The organism is Parashewanella hymeniacidonis (assembly GCF_016900895.1).
Classification (GTDB): domain Bacteria; phylum Pseudomonadota; class Gammaproteobacteria; order Enterobacterales; family Shewanellaceae; genus Parashewanella; species Parashewanella hymeniacidonis.
This window is the reverse complement of record NZ_JAFEUN010000049.1, coordinates 17,233-33,659: the sequence shown is the minus strand read 5'-3', so window position 1 is coordinate 33,659 and position 16,427 is coordinate 17,233. Positions and strand designations below refer to the sequence as shown.

At 38.8% G+C, this 16,427-nt stretch carries 18 protein-coding genes; 2 read left to right on the top strand and 16 right to left on the bottom strand.

Annotation, left to right across the window (positions count from 1 at the left end; genetic code table 11):
* Window positions 1-198 precede the first annotated feature (198 nt).
* The 10 genes from JQC92_RS11385 to rpoE all read right to left on the bottom strand — a co-directional run bounded on the left by JQC92_RS11385 (window position 199) and on the right by rpoE (window position 8,612).
* Window positions 199-342 carry a hypothetical protein gene (locus JQC92_RS11385; protein ID WP_204999768.1) on the bottom strand — a complete coding sequence of 48 codons (144 nt, stop codon included), beginning with the start codon at window positions 340-342 and terminating at the stop codon, window positions 199-201.
* Between the two features lie 66 nt (window positions 343-408).
* Window positions 409-1,098 (bottom strand): DNA repair protein RecO, encoded by a 690-nt coding sequence (gene recO, locus JQC92_RS11380; protein WP_204999767.1) that lies wholly within the window; start codon window positions 1,096-1,098, stop codon window positions 409-411.
* Window positions 1,099-1,162: 64 nt separating this feature from the next.
* Entirely contained in the window at window positions 1,163-2,176 is a 1,014-nt protein-coding gene (era, locus tag JQC92_RS11375; RefSeq protein WP_204999766.1) for a GTPase Era, read from the bottom strand.
* Window positions 2,173-2,853 (bottom strand): ribonuclease III, encoded by a 681-nt coding sequence (gene rnc / locus JQC92_RS11370; RefSeq protein ID WP_204999765.1) that lies wholly within the window; start codon window positions 2,851-2,853, stop codon window positions 2,173-2,175. Before rnc ends, era begins: the two co-directional genes overlap by 4 nt.
* 1 nt (window position 2,854) lies before the next feature.
* The gene (lepB, locus tag JQC92_RS11365) at window positions 2,855-3,769 is read right to left on the bottom strand and encodes a signal peptidase I (RefSeq protein WP_204999764.1); all 915 of its coding nucleotides are present in this window, start codon (window positions 3,767-3,769) and stop codon (window positions 2,855-2,857) included.
* Window positions 3,770-4,019: 250 nt separating this feature from the next.
* Window positions 4,020-5,810 (bottom strand): translation elongation factor 4, encoded by a 1,791-nt coding sequence (gene lepA, locus JQC92_RS11360; RefSeq protein WP_129948094.1) that lies wholly within the window; start codon window positions 5,808-5,810, stop codon window positions 4,020-4,022.
* Between the two features lie 150 nt (window positions 5,811-5,960).
* Entirely contained in the window at window positions 5,961-6,434 is a 474-nt protein-coding gene (locus JQC92_RS11355; RefSeq protein WP_204999763.1) for a SoxR reducing system RseC family protein, read from the bottom strand.
* A gap of 11 nt (window positions 6,435-6,445) precedes the next feature.
* Window positions 6,446-7,381, bottom strand: coding sequence for a MucB/RseB C-terminal domain-containing protein (locus JQC92_RS11350; RefSeq protein ID WP_204999762.1), 936 nt, complete (start codon window positions 7,379-7,381; stop codon window positions 6,446-6,448).
* 8 nt (window positions 7,382-7,389) lie between these two features.
* A complete protein-coding gene (locus tag JQC92_RS11345) occupies window positions 7,390-8,019 on the bottom strand; it encodes a sigma-E factor negative regulatory protein (protein ID WP_204999761.1) in 630 nt (209 codons plus the stop codon).
* A 14-nt stretch (window positions 8,020-8,033) separates the two neighbouring features.
* Window positions 8,034-8,612 carry an RNA polymerase sigma factor RpoE gene (rpoE, locus tag JQC92_RS11340; protein WP_204999760.1) on the bottom strand — a complete coding sequence of 193 codons (579 nt, stop codon included), beginning with the start codon at window positions 8,610-8,612 and terminating at the stop codon, window positions 8,034-8,036.
* A 197-nt stretch (window positions 8,613-8,809) separates the two neighbouring features.
* Between rpoE and nadB the strand changes: the two genes are divergently transcribed.
* Window positions 8,810-10,420 (top strand): L-aspartate oxidase, encoded by a 1,611-nt coding sequence (nadB, locus tag JQC92_RS11335; RefSeq protein WP_204999759.1) that lies wholly within the window; start codon window positions 8,810-8,812, stop codon window positions 10,418-10,420.
* Here the strand turns inward: nadB and JQC92_RS23180 are convergent.
* Together JQC92_RS23180 and JQC92_RS11330 are read right to left on the bottom strand one after the other, a co-directional pair.
* Window positions 10,395-10,838: a protein YgfX gene (locus JQC92_RS23180; protein ID WP_420851314.1), complete on the bottom strand. Its 444-nt coding sequence runs from the start codon at window positions 10,836-10,838 to the stop codon at window positions 10,395-10,397. The genes nadB and JQC92_RS23180 overlap by 26 nt on opposite strands.
* Window positions 10,819-11,067 (bottom strand): FAD assembly factor SdhE, encoded by a 249-nt coding sequence (locus JQC92_RS11330; RefSeq protein WP_129948088.1) that lies wholly within the window; start codon window positions 11,065-11,067, stop codon window positions 10,819-10,821. The genes JQC92_RS23180 and JQC92_RS11330 overlap by 20 nt, the downstream gene beginning before the upstream one ends.
* A gap of 683 nt (window positions 11,068-11,750) precedes the next feature.
* Between JQC92_RS11330 and JQC92_RS11325 the strand changes: the two genes are divergently transcribed.
* A complete protein-coding gene (locus tag JQC92_RS11325) occupies window positions 11,751-12,248 on the top strand; it encodes a hypothetical protein (protein WP_204999758.1) in 498 nt (165 codons plus the stop codon).
* A 217-nt stretch (window positions 12,249-12,465) separates the two neighbouring features.
* Here the strand turns inward: JQC92_RS11325 and JQC92_RS11320 are convergent, their stop codons facing one another.
* The 4 genes from JQC92_RS11320 to JQC92_RS11305 all read right to left on the bottom strand — a co-directional run bounded on the left by JQC92_RS11320 (window position 12,466) and on the right by JQC92_RS11305 (window position 16,234).
* Window positions 12,466-14,631: a hypothetical protein gene (locus JQC92_RS11320; protein ID WP_204999757.1), complete on the bottom strand. Its 2,166-nt coding sequence runs from the start codon at window positions 14,629-14,631 to the stop codon at window positions 12,466-12,468.
* Window positions 14,632-14,829: 198 nt separating this feature from the next.
* Window positions 14,830-15,537 carry a TonB-dependent receptor domain-containing protein gene (locus tag JQC92_RS11315; RefSeq protein ID WP_204999756.1) on the bottom strand — a complete coding sequence of 236 codons (708 nt, stop codon included), beginning with the start codon at window positions 15,535-15,537 and terminating at the stop codon, window positions 14,830-14,832.
* Window positions 15,467-15,733, bottom strand: a complete 267-nt coding sequence (locus JQC92_RS11310; RefSeq protein ID WP_204999755.1) for a TonB-dependent receptor — start codon at window positions 15,731-15,733, stop codon at window positions 15,467-15,469. Before JQC92_RS11310 ends, JQC92_RS11315 begins: the two co-directional genes overlap by 71 nt.
* Before the next feature lie 177 nt (window positions 15,734-15,910).
* Window positions 15,911-16,234, bottom strand: a complete 324-nt coding sequence (locus JQC92_RS11305; protein ID WP_204999754.1) for a TonB-dependent receptor plug domain-containing protein — start codon at window positions 16,232-16,234, stop codon at window positions 15,911-15,913.
* Window positions 16,235-16,427 lie beyond the last annotated feature (193 nt).

Below are 16,427 nucleotides of genomic sequence, written 5' to 3'. Positions count from 1 at the left end.
ATTTCAAGCGGCCAGAGCACGAGCCAGAGGCTACCGTAATACAGGAACATTTATAACCATGATCTTTATGATTGCTAGCCCTGTATCAGATCTACTCAAATCCACATGAAACGACGAAGAGCCATTATATTCGACCGAAAGTTCACCATCAACTCGATTGCGACTAAAGAATAACGGTAATTGTGTTCTTAAGACGCTTTAGATCTGTAGTGAGACAAGATATCCATTTTGGCTTAACTCGACATCAGCATCATTGATTAAGAGTTCATTAGGCAAGTTAGTTAATGATATCGACGATTGAAACCCAAACTGCACATCAAGTGCCTTTAGTGCGCCTTCCAATTTAACCACCTCTTAAATAAATTAATATTCTAAAGAGATATAAAATATGAACAAATTAATTAATTTTTAAGTTTGTTTACTCTTAGTGAGTTGTGCAAATAACTTTCTGCTCATTAGCGGCTTATTTCCCAAGAATGGAGACAGAAGATTGCGCATTAATATTTTTAATTCAAGAAACTGCCCTTCAGTGATTTTGTTATCACGAAGCTGATTAATGGCTTTACCACTAATTACATTGTTTGTTCTTGAACCAACGAATATAAAGCCTTGATCTGGAATATAGCGATATAAGCCATCGTCACTTATCTTTTCGCCTTGGGCATCAAACAATAAGCTTGGCATAGCACCGAGTTGAAGTAACAGTTGATACTCAAACCATCTTAGCTGATGCTGTTCAAACCCTGCTGCGACATCAAGCAGCACACGGTGATAAACATGAAACAGCTCTTCTGCCTGATGCTGGTTAGATAAGGTTCGGACTAAAAGTTCATTCAGGTACATCGAGGCATAAAGTTGCTCACCTGATAATGGAATAGCCGCTGATGCCGCTTCAACTTGAATCAAGTTCTTGAGTTCACTTTTGCCTGTAAAATTAAAAATAAGTGGTTGGAAAGGTTGTAGGATAGGTTTTAGAGAACGTTTACCTGAACCTACACGGGCTACCGCATCCACTCGACCCATTCCATCTACTAATAAATTCACCAGTAGGCTGGACTCTTTAAATGGTCGATGATGCAAAATGTAGCCACGTTCCATAGGCTTTGTTGTTCCCTACTTATGAAGTCACTGAACTCCTGCTTTAGCAGGAGTGACAAAATGGTTAGTCTTCACCGTAACCTAGGCTTCGGAGTGCGCGCTCATCATCAGCCCAACCTGATTTCACTTTCACCCACGTTTCTAAGAACACTTTGTTATCAAACAATTGCTCCATATCATGACGGGCTTCAGTTGAAATGGTACGAATTCGTTCACCATTTTTACCAATGACCATACGTTTTTGACCTTGGCGCTCAACTAAAATTAATGCGTTGATATGATAAACACCGTTCTCCATTAGCTTAAATTGCTCAATTTCAACAGTGACATCGTAAGGTAATTCATCACCTAAAAATCGCATCAGTTTTTCACGTACGATTTCTGATGCCATAAAACGTTGAGAACGATCAGTTACATAATCTTCAGGGAAGAAATGCGGACTCTCAGGCAAGGACTCAATAGCGAGTTCAATGATCCTCTCAACGTTCGTACCCTGTTTCGCCGAAATCGGTAAAATTTCATCAAAATCGGCTTTTTCAGCAATTGTCTCTAAATAAGGAAATAACTCGCCTTTTTCTTTGATGTAATCAACTTTATTGATTGCCAACACTAGCTTTGCATCATTGTGTTTCGCGTTTTGCTTCAGCTTTTTGAGGACCATGTCATCATCAGCTGTCCATTCCATTCCATCAACAACAAACACTACCATACACACATCAGCCAAAGAGCTTGATGCCGCACGATTCATTAAACGGTTAATCGCACGTTTTTCTTCAATATGAAGGCCTGGGGTATCTACAAAAACGGTCTGTTTCGGGCCATCAGTATGAATACCCATAATACGATGGCGAGTCGTTTGTGGTTTACGTGAAGTAATACTCACTTTCTGGCCTAAAATACGGTTTAGCAGAGTTGATTTACCCACATTTGGGCGGCCAACAATTGCGACCATTCCACAATAGGTTGCATCATATTGCTGAGTTACTGGTGAAGTATTAGTAATACGGGAAAGTAACTCATCTAATGATGGTTCAACTTGATTGTTTTTAGGCTCGTTTGAGTTTGAACTACGACTCATTTCTTTAATTGCTCCAACATCTGAGCAGCGGCATTCTGCTCAGCTTTACGACGTGAACCACCCACGCCAACTTTAGATTCATGCACATTGTCGATGGTGCATTCAACGGTAAAGGTTTGATTATGTGCTTCGCCTTTAATATCAGTTACCTTGTATTCAGGTAACGGGCGCTTCAAACCTTGTAAATGCTCTTGGAGCAATGTTTTTGGGTCTTTATGACTAACACCTGGTTGTATTTCTTTTAAACGCGATTCATACCATGCAAGTACTAACCCACGGCAAGTTTCAAGCTCTGAATCCAAATAAATGGCGCCAATAATTGCTTCTACTGCATCAGCAAGAATCGATTCACGACGGAAACCACCACTCTTAAGCTCACCCGGTCCAAGCTTTAAGTAATCACCTAAAGAAAACTCTTGTGCAATCACCGCTAAAGTATCACCACGTACTAATGAAGCACGCATACGGCTTAAGTCACCCTCGGTTGACTTAGGAAATTGATGATACAAAGCATCTGAAATTACAATTGAAAGAATTGAATCCCCAAGGAATTCAAGTCTCTCGTTATGCTTGTGCGCTGCACTTCGATGCGTCAACGCTTGAATCAATAAGTCTTGGTTTTGAAATTGATAACCGATAGTTCTCAATAAACGGTCTTTGTTATCCCAAGCTTTCATATTAATGAATTCCGCCTACACGATTAAAGCGAACACCTGTTGGCACCCACTTAGGTAAAAAGTCGGCATCCGTGCGGTCAAATTCAAAGCTAATCCATATTGCAACGGCCTTCCCGACCAAATTAGCTTCAGGTACAAATCCCCAAAAACGGCTATCAAGACTGTTATCTCGATTATCGCCCATCATAAAGTATTTACCCTTCGGTACTTCGAACTCATAAGGCTTTGTACCATCTTGCTTATAGTAAGCACTTACTCGATCTAAAATTGCTGGGTTGATCAAAATATCATGATTGACATCGCCCAGTTGCTCGTTGTATCGCAACATCGGATAACCATTTTGTGAAAACTCACCTCGATTGATCTCTTTGCGATGAATTAACTCTGGGCCAGGACATTCTTTCACGCCTTCTACACATGCTTTTTGAATATAAAGCTGCTTATTGCGATAGATGATTTTATCGCCCGGTAAGCCAACTACACGTTTGATGTAATCAACCGTTGGGTCGATTGGATATTTAAATACAACAACATCACCACGTTTTGGTTTACCCGTTTCGACCAGTTGCTTTCTCCATACAGGATCTTTTAACCCGTATGCATACTTTTCTACCAGAATAAAATCACCAACAAGCAATGTCGGCATCATCGAACCCGATGGAATTTGAAAAGGCTCATAAATGAAAGAGCGCAGAATCAATACAAACGCGATCACTGGAAAAATGGAATGCGCAGTTTCAACAATCGATGATTCCTGAAGAATCTTCTCTTTTGCTTTTTCAGTTAAACTCTTTGTTTTTTCAGCTGCTGCAAGCGCAGCTTTACGTTTAGGGGCAAACGCAAATGCGTCAATGGCCCAGATAATGCCTGAAACCAAAGTGACAATCACTAAAATCAATGAAAAATATTGTGCCATCGTAATTTTTACTCCTGGCTTTTTGTTTCAATTCGTTAGTTTATGGATTACTTATAAAAGCAGTAGTTCCATAACGGTATGGGTTTAAGTGTAAATCAATGTTCAAGGAAACCAAAATCCTACACTTAAGGTGCTTTTATTTTGAAACAATTACTTAAAATGCTGCTATAGCCAAAAATAGTTGTTTCAAAAAAAACGCTAAAGCGCCGCTATTGCGGCGCTTTTAGTACTGCAAAGAATAACTTAATTACTAGTCATTCAATTTTAGTACCGCTAAGAAAGCTTCTTGCGGAACTTCAACATTACCAACCTGTTTCATTCGCTTTTTACCTTCTTTCTGCTTTTGCAGCAGTTTCTTCTTACGCGACACGTCACCGCCATAACATTTCGCAGTTACGTCTTTACGCATTGCTTTCACGTTAGAACGAGCAATGATTTGGCTTCCCACTGCTGCTTGAATCGCAATATCGAACATTTGTCTTGGAATAAGCTCTTTCATCTTGTCAACAAGAGCAATACCTTTATGACGAATCAACGAACGGTGAATAATCATTGCAAGCGCATCAACACGATCACCATTGATTAATACGTCTAAGCGCACCATATCTGCTGGTTCAAAACGTACGAAGTTGTACTCAAGTGATGCGTAACCGCGGCTGGTTGACTTCAATCGATCAAAGAAATCCATAACCACTTCAGCCATTGGAATGTCATAAGTGATCGCAACTTGGTTACCGTGGTAAACCATATTTTTCTGTACGCCACGCTTTTCGATACAAAGCGTAATGACGTTACCTAAGTAATCTTTTGGTACCAGAATATTGGCTTCAACAATAGGTTCACGAATTTCAGCAATGTTGTTTACTGGTGGTAAATCTGATGGATTATCAACATAAACCACCTCACCGTTATTTTGCTCAACTTCATATACTACGGTTGGTGCCGTCGTGATCAAATCAAGATTATATTCACGTTCTAAACGCTCTTGAATGATCTCCATGTGCAGAAGACCCAAATAACCAATACGGAAACCAAAACCTAAAGCCGATGAGTTTTCTGGTTCAAACACCAACGATGCATCATTCAAACTTAACTTGTTCAAGGCATCACGGAAGCTTTCGAATTCGTCAGTTGAAATTGGGAAAACACCTGCATAAACCTGCGGAGTGACTTTCTTAAATCCTGGTAACGCCTCTTCTGCACCATTTTTGGCGTGTGTAAGTGTATCACCAACAGGAGCACCGTGAATTTCTTTCAAGCCAGCAATAACAAAACCAACTTCGCCCGTTTTTAATTCTGGCTTATCTGTTTGTTTTGGCGTAAAAATCCCCACTCTATCAGCGGTATGAGTTTGTCCTGTAGACATAACTTTAAACTTATCACCTTTCTTTAGAACGCCGTTTTTAATACGCACTAAAGAGACAACACCAAGATAACTGTCGAACCAAGAGTCAATGATTGAGGCTTGAAGTGGTCCTTCGGGATTGCCTTCTGGTGGTGGAACGGATGAGACGATTTTTTCTAAAACATCTTCAATGCCAATACCTGTTTTAGCGCTACAACGAACAGCGTCCATTGCTTCAATACCAACAATGTCTTCAATCTCTTCAGCCACACGCTCAGGTTCAGCTTGCGGTAAGTCAATTTTGTTTAAAATAGGAACAACGTCTAATTCCATTTCTAATGCTGTATAACAGTTCGCAAGTGTTTGCGCTTCAACGCCCTGCCCAGCATCAACAACCAACAATGCTCCTTCGCACGCAGCAAGAGAACGTGAAACTTCATATGAAAAGTCTACGTGTCCTGGAGTGTCAATAAAGTTCAGTTGGTAAGTTTCACCGTCATGAGCTTTATAGTTTAAGGTTACACTTTGAGCTTTAATGGTAATACCGCGTTCGCGTTCGATATCCATTGTGTCAAGTACTTGAGCCGCCATTTCACGGTCACTTAATCCATCACAATACTGAATAAGACGGTCTGATAATGTTGATTTCCCATGATCAATATGGGCAATAATCGAAAAGTTTCTAATGTGTTTCATTATGCTCTGTAACTAATGCTAATTACCCAAAGGGGCATTACACTCGGCAAGCTATTTTCATGTAAAGAACATGCGTCAATAGACTTGGCGAGCTTTGAGAAAACTAAAAGTGGTGAATTGTACCCGATTGCGAGACAGATACCAATCAGTTCAATTAATCTGATGGCCTAATCTGGATAAAATTACAGGTTGGGCAATGGATTCAATATTTTTCGCTTGAATGCGACCGAATAGCCAAGCGATAAATGCTCCCAGCCCTCCAAACAAAATCGTAGGTATATCTGCTGATTGAGTAAAGGGAACTACTATGCCTAACTTTTCAAATAAAAATGTTCCCAAAAAAGCACTGGCGAAAAAACCAAATAAGGGCAACAAGTAGACCAATGCAGCTGCTTTTAGCACAACCGATTCTGGCAAACCAATTTTTACCATTTCACCAATTTTGACGGGAACTTGAGTTTGAATAGCGAACGCTTGAGTTTTTGGAGAAAAAGCTTTTGCTACAGCAGCGGTGCCACAGTTTTCATCGTTATGACAACTATGGCACGCACTCTTTAACTCGACTTCAACGGAAACCCAACCACCTTCTGAATCAGAGACCACTTTGGCCAGTTCTTCCATCATAAAGAGATACTCTACTCTGCGAGCGTTAGACTTTTAGCGATACTCGTAAGCGTTTCAGTAGGTACTTGACCTATTACAACAACTTCCGCATCGCCGACTTTATCTGTTACCACAGACAAACCGTTACGAGCATTCAATGCTTCTGGCAACTCTGTATCTCCAGCTCTTGCTATATATACAGAAATATTAGCGATACCATCACTGATGCCTATATATTCAACAGGTTGTCGACTTCCATATAGACTATGATGATCTTGCACCAGAACCTTAAAACCTTTTGGTAACCAATTGAACTTCCACTTTATCACACTTTTATGGGGTAATTGTTTCGCTGCGCTAGGCCAATTACGATCAGCCGCTTCTTGCAGTATTTCTGGCGTTTCATCCATCACACCCATCTCAATTACCATTAATTGCTCAAGTAAGTGTTTGTCTGAGCTGATGGTATCTAAACGAAGTGGTAAGTAATTTTCCATATCTAACCAGAGCTGATATCCATAACGGAAATCATCATTTGGTAAAATTCGAACCAATTGCCCAGGTCTGCCTGCGATTCTGTTACGGCCGCCAAGCACAAATTGATAACTGTTAGAGAGTAAGTTGAGGTTTTCAGCAAAGACTTGTGGCCACAAACCGTCTATTCGTTGAGCTTTAACACTGTATGGTGGTTGCTCATTTTCAAGAAAAGTAACTTGTTCGCCAACACGAATCGCTTTTTGTGGTGGTCCGTTTAAATATTCTAAAAAAGCCACTTCCTGCTTATTAACCACACCATGTAAATAAACTAAAGGACGAATATGATCGGACTGAACTTCGATCATAGATGCTTTGAATTGTGTTTGTTGAAGGGCTTGGCTCATTTTATCGAGCCAAGCCTTCGCTGAAAGTTCGTCTTGTGCAAATGCAGGGAATACTATGATAGATAGTATTAACAAAAGGGAACGCAAATGAACTCCTATTGCTCGTTCTGAGGTACAAGCTCGCTTGAGTCTTGTTCCTGTGCTCCAGTATTTAATCGTTGTTGCAACATATGGTCTTGAATGTAAGCATTAATTCGGCGACGTTGCTGATTAATTTTATCGTTATATTCTTGTTGACTCAATGTTGATGATGCAGGTTCTGCTTGTAAACTTACCGGAGAAGCACTACCTACAAGTGGCATTGTATTCACAACAGGTAATGGGTTGTTATCAATATCAGATTGTTCTTGATAATCTTGTACCCCAATAACTGCAAAAACAGCAACTGATGCGGCAATGGCATATTGGCCAAATTGCTTCACCATCGGTACGACTCTAGAAGCTAATGTTACTACATTTCCAGATGTAACTGCATCCCCTTGTGTAGTCGTAGCTTTTGTAACAGGCGCTACGATTTCTGGCTCATTTTCAAGCGCTGCAGCAATATTTGCTGATAAATCTATTGGCATCGTCTCAGGTAGGTCACCACGCAATGCATCACCAATTATGTGATAGCGTTGCCACTGTTTTTGTGACTGCTCGTCTGATGCAAGCATGCTAATTGCTTGTTCATCAAGAGCACCATCTACAGCAGAGGATACCCACTCTTTCTCAAATTTATCCATTACACACCTGTTTATTACTCTTCCAATAGCGGTTGAAGCACTTTATCGATGGCTTCGCGAGCTCTAAAGATTCTTGAACGTATGGTACCCACAGGGCATTCCATAATGTTCGCAATATCTTCATAACTCATACCTTCAAGTTCCCTCAATGTTAAGGCCATCCTTAACTCCTCGGGAAGTGTCTCCAACGTATCAAAAATCACTTTTTTCATTTCACTTGAAAGCAATAACCTTTCAGGTGAAGCAAATTCCTTAAGTGCGTCGCTGCCGTCATAATATTCGGCCTCTTCTGCATCTACATCATTTGCAGGTGCCTTACGCCCCTGTGAGACTAAGTAATTTTTCGCAGTATTGACCGCAATTCGGTACAACCAAGTATAAAACGCACTTTCACCTCTAAAGTTAGGCAGTGCTCGATAAGCTTTAATAAAAGCTTCTTGAGCAACATCAGCGGCATCAGCCTGATTTCTCACAAAACGTGAAATAAGGCTTAACACTTTACTCTGATACTTTTGCACCAACAGGTTATATGCTTGTTTATCACCCTGTTGTACTCGTTCAATTATTATTTGATCGTTAATCTGTCCACTCATCCGAGCCGACTACTCCTCAATCCTAGTTGTAGATTTCTCAGTCGCTCGAAATATCTCTTAACTGTATTATTTTTCCCAGTTACATAGTAGACACATGCGATTTGAAAAAGTTCTCAGATATATTAAAAAAATGCTACAGCATTAAAATCACTTTTGATTTACCATTATAGGTATTCTTTTAAATAGCAATTTAGTCGATGACACAGTTAAATGAACACCAATCAGATGTATTGGTAATTGGTAGTGGTGCCGCCGGTCTGACTATAGCATTAAATCTAGCTAAGCAGTGTAAAGTAATTTTAGTCTCAAAATCAAAACTTTCAGAAGGTTCTACCTATTATGCTCAAGGTGGAATAGCCGCTGTTTTTGATGATAATGATACTGTTGAAGCCCATATAAGAGATACAAAAATAGCAGGCGGTGGCCTTTGTGAAGATAAAGGTGTTAGACATACCATCGAAAACAGTAAAGAAGCTATTTTATGGTTAATTAAAAACGGGGTCAGCTTTGATCGTGACTTAGATCGAGATGATGAAGGTACAGAATACCATTTGACTCGTGAAGGCGGTCATAGCCACCGTCGCATTCTCCATACAGCTGATGCTACAGGCAAAGAGATTCAATTAACGCTTCAACAGCAAGCGCTCACTCACCCAAACATTACCGTTTTAGAGCGCTACAATGCTGTAGATTTGCTCACTACCCAAAAGTTTGGTGAAGGCTCAAATAGAGTTTTGGGCGCTTATGTTTGGAATCGAGATATTGAGCATGTAGAAACCATTAAGGCCAAGTCAGTGGTACTTGCAACAGGTGGGTGTTCAAAGGTCTATCAATATACATCGAATCCAGACGTGTCCAGTGGTGATGGTATAGCAATGGCATGGCGTGCTGGCTGCCGAGTTGCCAATATGGAGTTTAACCAATTCCACCCAACATGCTTATATCACCCTGATGCCAGAAACTTCTTACTCACTGAAGCATTACGAGGTGAAGGCGCCATTTTACGTCGGCCTGATGGCTCTCGCTTTATGCCCGATTTCGATGAGCGGGCAGAGCTTGCACCACGTGACATTGTTGCTCAAGCTATTGACTTTGAGATCAAGCGCCTAGGTGTTGATTGTATGTATCTCGATATCACTCATAAGCCCACTGAATTTGTGATTAAACATTTTCCGACGATCTATCACCGCTGTTTAGAGCTTGGTATTGATATCACTGAGCAGCCAATACCAGTGGTACCAGCTGCTCACTATACCTGTGGCGGTGTCATGATCGATCTGGATGGCAAAACAGATGTTGATGGTTTATATGCTGTCGGTGAAGTGTCTTATACTGGGCTACATGGAGCAAACCGCCTAGCAAGTAACTCTTTATTAGAGTGTATTGTTTATGCCCGTTCTGCTTCAGAACACATTATTGCCAATATTGAATCAATTTCACTCCCTGAGACATTGCCCGCATGGGATGAAAGTCAAGTATCGAATTCTGACGAAGAAGTCGTCATTGCTCATAACTGGCATGAGTTAAGACTGTTTATGTGGGATTATGTGGGTATTGTTCGAACCAATAAACGTTTAGAGCGAGCATTACGTCGCTGTCAAATGTTACAGCAAGAAATCCAAGAGTATTACAGTAACTTTAGAGTAAGTAATAACTTGCTTGAGTTACGTAACCTTGTACAAGTAGCAGAATTGATCATTCGCAGTGCCATGGACAGAAAAGAGAGTCGAGGCTTACACTTCAACACAGATTATCCAACAAAAGAGGATCACCCAAAGCCAACTATCCTGACGCCTGATTCCTTCTAATATACAATAGCAAGCGACTCAGATGACGAAAGTTCGAGTCGCTCAGCATATCTCTCCAGACAATGATTAATTGTGATTTTCCTGCTTGGTCTTCAACCTCAGTATTTGGCAATACATAAAAAGCACACAATAAAGGTGAAACCCATAATACCTTACACTCAAACTCATTTGGGTTATTAGCGAATTTAAACAAATTACGTGAATGAAGAGTAAAAGAGCTTTTATATGATTTTAGGCGATAAATAGTATAGGAAAAGTAACTGCAAATCGCGACAGCAATTACAACTTGGATTAGCCACAATTCAAAACGTTGTGGCCAAAAGTAAAGTGTAAATAAACAAAAAGCCGCCAAGACAAGCTTTGACAGCTTTTGTTGTAACGATGAAGTAAGGTAAAAACTATGGCTTTGGTCGACCACGAACTTTTATCACCATTTCAGCGAGTTCACTATCAGAGCAATCTTCATGCCCCATAAACCACGCAAATAATTCAGGATCTTCACATTCTAATAATCGAATGAAAGTTGCCTTATCTTCTTTAGAAAGGTTCTCGTAATGCTTTTCAACAAAAGGTTGAAAAATTACATCTAACTCAAGCATCCCTCGGCGACAAGCCCAACGTACACGGGCAATGTTCATTAATTCCAAAAGTATTCCTCAAAACCCATTTTAGCGTTAGTTTAACAGTAATTACAGGGTAATCCTATTCCCTAACTGGAGATAAAGTTTATGAAAAAGATAACTTTGTTTTTGTCCGCATTTTTACTTTGCAGCTGTCAAAACATCCCCCCATTCACCTCAATGATTTCCATTTAATCAATAAAGTTAATGACGATAAAATCTGTACTTTGTCAGCTGTTGATAAATCCAATCAATATTTTAGTTGTACTATTTATAAAGTTGACCCAATAAATCACAACTTTCTTAAACTTGATATCAGTAACATTTATCCTGTTAACCCACAAGATAAGCCATTATTTTGCAAATTTAAAAAATTATCGACCAATTAGAGCTGAGCCCACATTTGCTCAAAATTATAGTATTGATGAAATCGAAAATCATAGATTTACCATCAACTACAAACGTCCAATACGAACCCCACAAGTTTATATGAAATTTGAAGCCAGCGGACTTCATATTAAAAGCCATATAACAGTGACATGTATGGTTAATAAAAATTAACCATACATGGAACTTAAATCGATCTAAGCTAGTGAAGTTAGACAGCCAGATTAATTAACAGATTAATTAAATTGAACCTAATACAACTTAAAAAAGCTACTATGTTCTCTGTATCATCACGGCTTCCCTTAATCTATGAGGAACTCAATATGAACAAACGTATCCTACTCTTTTTGCCAGTTATTTCCCTCACTTCAGGCATTTGTTATGCAAGTCAGCCTTCAAATTCAACCAGTGCACAAGCGGCTTTAAATGTAAATGGTATCTGCAAATTAGTAAAAGATCCTAATCATTATGGCGAATATACTTGTACAGTTTCTAATGATGTTAAAGATAGTTTCGTCAATGGTACGGTCCAAGTAGATTTCAGTAATATGATTGAGCCTGATACTAATTTTGGCATTCATAATGTGAATTTTCACTGCCATTTTAAAAATGCCTACCCTAAACTAGGAAGTGTCAGTTATGGCTTTGTAATAACTTCAGTAAGTGGTGAAAAACATTCCTTCAATGTTATTAACGACCCAAATACTCACCCTCAGAGTACATCAAGGCTTGTGAATGTCCCTTTTGGTACACATTTTCACCTTAGGCATTCAGTAACTTTAGATACCTGTCACGTTAACTCAACACAAATTGATAGTTGACCATCAACAATACAAAATAGGTGAATCTCGAGGTGGAAATCAGATCAAGGGTACTATTTCAGAAGGAGGAAACATTACAAAGTCAGTTTATTTAGATAGCTGCACCGTTCAGTAATAATATTTTGAAAAGCCAGTAAATCAATTGCTGGCTTATAGCTATTATTAATTTACTGTTCATCTTTAAGCTACAAATAAAACATGTTCGGCGTTTCAGACGCTATACGTAAACAAAGTCTTCTTGAACCAGTTTTGGCTTTTCTTTTGCACCTTCGAGCATATCAAAGAAATTAGATATTAAACCGTGGTCTTTGTCTAATTTGGTTTGTTTTTGAATACTCTCATCAAGCAATGCTTCAGTTAAATCGCTAGTTTCTAATAAAACAGTGACATTTTTACCTAGTTCTTCTTTCTTAATTAAGTCCATCACTTTAATCATTACCTCAACTTTTTGAGCTTTAGGCAACATAGAAAACACTTCCTTAAAGTACGACTCACCCGATTGTGGTAATTTACCTTCAAGGCCAAACAACTCAGGCTTCAATAACTTCTCAGGTAACCATTTAACGAACTGCTTAACAATATCTTTCCCAGTGTCTTTTTGCGCAAGACATTCTAGCATTTTTCCAATCTCATCTGGTTTCATGGTTAAGATGTAATTTGATGTTAAATCATCAATAAAAGTCACTCCCTTGTGTTGCAAGATAGAGTCGGCAACGACTCTAAAGTTATCCTCATGCCAATTGGGGTGAGAAAAAAGAGATACTTTTATATCCAAAGGAACGTTTTTAAGTAAATCGGAAAAACTGTTTAGGTTTTGGAGAGCAAAAAACTTTAATAAAAGGACTTCATTGTCAGTAAAAAGCTTAGTATTTAAACTTGTCTGAAGTTTGCGTCCTAAATCACTATTTTTATAGCTCGAAATAACAAACTCAAGCTCATTTTTCTTTAGTCTTTGTAAAAAGACTATTAGTTGTTCCGGTTTGGCATCAGGCCTTAATGCCCTTTCAAGGCAAAGCTTTAACCCTTCTGCTAGCTCTGATTCATACTTTTCAATTTCAGGAGGCTCAGACACAAAATCTGCTTTGCTCAAATCTTTTAGCGGCTGACTCTCTATCGAATCAGGAGCAAAACCACAAAGTTGACAAACTAAACTCGCTTTCTGTGGCGAAGCCTCCTTAATGCCCATTATCTGGTCTAAAGAAAATGGCACAGGCTCTAGTATAAAGTGACTGTCTCCTCGCATTTCAGGGAACAAAAAATTACATATTCTATTCATTTTCTGAAAGTCACAATTGGGACTAACTGCAAGGAGTTTGAAAACATGCATTTTTGCTGGTTCATGTAACTCAGAAGGAATATAGTTTAGTAAACTTTGAATATCTTTTGTATCAATTGCCTGGTGTTCAAAATTGTCGAGCAGAGACTGAACAACACCTCTTGCGTTAATATCTTTTATCTCTTCACTAGAAAAATGAACTCTTTTATCAAATACTCCTGAAGATATTAATTGTTTTGCTGCGATGGGAAAGCGATTGAGTGCTTTTACGTATTCATGCTTTCTATTGCCATCTAGCTTTAACCCATGCTCCTCAGCCAAAGAGATGTCAATACAACCATCGCCTTGCGATAATGCTAATGATTGCAATGAGTTTAAATATATCTCCATAACTTCTTGATCGACATCCAAAGAAGAAATTGAAGGTAAACAACGCAATACTTTTTCAGGTTCCGTGCGAGATTTTTTTCTTAAGAAATCAATGAACCTTCCTTTACTTGTTAAGTCTTTAAGCGGTAAGTTGCGTGCAAACTCGCCTTTATCAATAGCTTCATCAAAAGCTTGAAACAAGATTTCAAATAAATCGAACTGTCCATGATTAAAATCAGTCTGTTCCAAGAGGTGAATAACAATGTCACATCGTTCTTGAGCTAACTCAATAAGGAATTCTTTATTTATAACACTTCCCAACTCTGGTTCAACAAACAGTGGACCTTTAGAACTGGAAATTTCAAATTTATGTATAGGGTTAGATTTCTGTAGTCGCAAAGTTACACCTAAAACTGTTGATTTTGAGGCACCTTTTAAAACTCTAGCTAATTCATCTGAATTAGAAACTGATTCAATAATCTCTGCAGGAGTAGTTACATCCTGCATTAACCATTGTAATTTATAATCTTGAGCTAGTTCAGCATCTGGAGTTTTGGGTTTACTTCTCATGAAAGAAAAAAAGGAGCGTTCAACTTTAACTGAAACTTGATTATTAACTTTTTTAACCGTCAGCTTTCTACCGTCGGAATGAGTAAATTCACTTTTTTTATGTTCTTGTACTGCTTTAAAATCTAAAACATTAAATCTATGGTAACTATCTACTCTAGGTTCAGCCATGTTTCGAATCCTTCAATAATTCTTTTTGACTGCAAATAATTTTAGTTGTTGAACATTTCCTTGCGATGGAGACACCATTAATCATTGTTATAAATCCATGAAATTAAAAACATTTTAATATTCAATTAATCTCTGAGTTATTTAATCCCTCTTATATACAAAAAAGCCAGTATCCCAATTGAAATACTGGCTTTAATCTTAGAACTTAACTTCGAAACTCAAACTGACTTGACGCTCTGCACCGAGTTTAACCGACTGTTGAGTACGTGAGCCTCCCGTTGTTCTGAATGCATAATAATCATTACCCAATAGGTTTTTCGCCGTTAAGAATAAGCCAAAGTTATCCCAATTATAACCAACTCGAGTGTTTACGATTGTACGAGTAGCACTTCTTGTTGCTTGCTCAGGATCACTTAGAGCAACAAGCTTATCTGCCGATGAATCTTGGTAATTCGCATTTACGTTAACAAATATGCCGCTATCAGAAGTATAAGTCGCACCTAAGTTTGCAGTCCATTCTGGAGCACGTGCAAATGAGCCGCCAGTATATACGTCTTCATCATCTACAAAATCTGTAAACTCTGTTTTAGAGAAACCAACACCAGCATTAAGCTTAAAGTTTTCACTCATGGTATAGAATGACTCAACTTCGAAGCCTTTTACTTCTGCACTACCATCGTTTACTGTGTAGTAATCAAAGCGACCACCTGTATCACCTTCAACTGAAACTTGCATATCTTTCCAGTCAAGGAAGAACACGTTTGCATAAACCACTAAATCATCATTTAACCACGCACTACGTAAGGATAATTCAAAGTTATTGGTGAACTCAGGATCATACAGCAACAGCCGCTTCACGTTGACCGTTTTGACCAATGGTAATTCGTGTTTTTCCGCTCCACTCATAAGTTGGCTGCTCAGTTGTAATCCAAATTGCGCCCGCTAATGCATTACGACCTTGAAGTGTTGATTGCGGACCACGTAATACTTCAACTTGGTTCACATCCCAGTCATTAAATGCACCTTGTTGAATCATTCGATATGGAAGGACTGCGTCATCTACATATATCCATGATACCTGAACTTGTTCAGTGTGCGGCAATAGTGAGCTATTGTTAGCACTGGCAACACAGTAACACGCTGTACAACTCGGACTTGGTGGACTTCTCAGCGCCAATTCTTCTTTGTTACATTAGCTCGAAAGAATCCCGATATTCATTCGCTAATGCGCCTCAGAGAATTGGCGCTGAGAAAGCCCTGAAACATTCATCTTCAGGTATCATGGGTATACACGCTCGTTAAATAACTTGTACCACCTCCAAGAGTTAATACCACGAATACTGAAGTCACGTTCAAATTGGCCTGATACATTAGGTATTTGATCTAAAACTTCGTATAAATTGATTAATTGCTCATCTTCGATTTGAGATTCAGTAATTACGGCAACACTCGTTGGTGTTTCTTGCAGTTCACGGTCAATTTTTTGACCTGTTACGATGATTTTTCCGATTTTTTCATCTTCTGAGAAAGCATTTACTGAAAGCGCTGCGGTTGAAAGCAAGCCAACCTTAATTAGACGAGCTAGATATGTGGGTTTCATCATTCCTTCACCAACCCAGATATTAATACGAATTATTTTTGCTAACATTGTAAGAGCGTTTATCAATTAAACAAATCAATATTTCATACTGTAACCGTTGATTTATTTAACACAGCCAAAAAGTGCAGTTCTCTCATAGTGTGTTTTCCATTTTTCAAAAAAATCAAATAAAAAACAATCAATTGTTAATTTTGTG